Source organism: Melaminivora alkalimesophila, assembly GCF_000282995.1.
Classification (GTDB): Bacteria; Pseudomonadota; Gammaproteobacteria; order Burkholderiales; family Burkholderiaceae_C; genus Melaminivora; species Melaminivora alkalimesophila.
Window position 1 is genome coordinate 1 of record NZ_ALEE01000222.1, and the last position, 1,037, is coordinate 1,037.

At 73.2% G+C, this 1,037-nt stretch carries 1 pseudogene; it reads right to left on the reverse strand.

The features are described from left to right. Positions 1-862, reverse strand: a pseudogene (locus A612_RS17280) (type II secretion system secretin GspD); the annotation flags it as partial. Positions 863-1,037 lie beyond the last annotated feature (175 nt).

The window sequence follows — 1,037 nt, forward strand, 5'->3', positions numbered from 1 at the left end:
TGGCCGCCGCGGGGTTGGCGACGTTGCCGCCTGCCGGCGCTGGCGCCCGCGCGCCCCCGGCCCCGGGCGCCGCGGCCCCGCCGCTGACGAGGCGCAGCGCCGCTTCCACCTCCTGCACAGAGGCGTGCTTGAGCGGGAACAGGCCCACCGACATGCCCTTGAGCAGGTCGATGTCGAAGGTGCGCACGATGTCGAGCCAGCCTTCGGCCTGGTTGCGCGTGCCGGCGAGCACCAGCAGGTTGCGCACCGTATCCACGCGCACGATGGCCTCGGGCGGCGCCATGGGCCGCAGGATGGTGGCCATCTCATTGGCGCCGATGTATTGCAGCGGCACGAGCACGGCCCCGTAACCGGGCGGCAGCGGGTCCTTTCCGGCTTGGCGCAGGTTGCCGGCGACGCTGCGCAGGTTCTCCGGACGCCCGACGTGGTAAACGCCACGTGTGTCGCGCGCCATGGCCAGGCCGTTGGCCTGCAGCGCGCCTTCGAGCAGGGCCAGCGCATCGTCGGGCGAGACGGGGCCGCGCGTGGCGAGCGTGACGCTGCCCGAGAGCGGCTGGTGCAGCACGTAGTCCACCTTGAGGACTTCGCGCATGAAGACGTGGACCACCTCCACGATGGGCGCGTCCTCGAACTTGTAGGAACTGGCCGCGCCCTGGACGGGAGGCAGCGCCGCGGGAGCGTTGTACACGCGGTCGTTGCCGCGGATGATGCGGGGCTCCTCGCGCGGCGCGGCGGCCTCGGGCTCGACCGCAGGGGCGGGGGCCGCCGCGTCCGGGGCGGGGGCCTCCGTGCCCGCCAGGGGCTGGGCCTGCAGGCCCCAGGGCAACGCCAGGGCCCCAGCCAGCAGGAGAGATCGTTTCAAGGCGTGTGGGATGTGCTTCATGGGCTTATGGGCTTGGCGCCAGCCTTGGCGCGCAGTTCATTGCGGCGGCGCTGCAGCTCGCGCCGGGCTTCTTCCATTTGTTGGCGGCGCTCTTCCGCGGCGCCGACGGCGCTTGCCCCTGCGGCAGGCGCGGCGGCGGGAGCAGAAGGAGCGG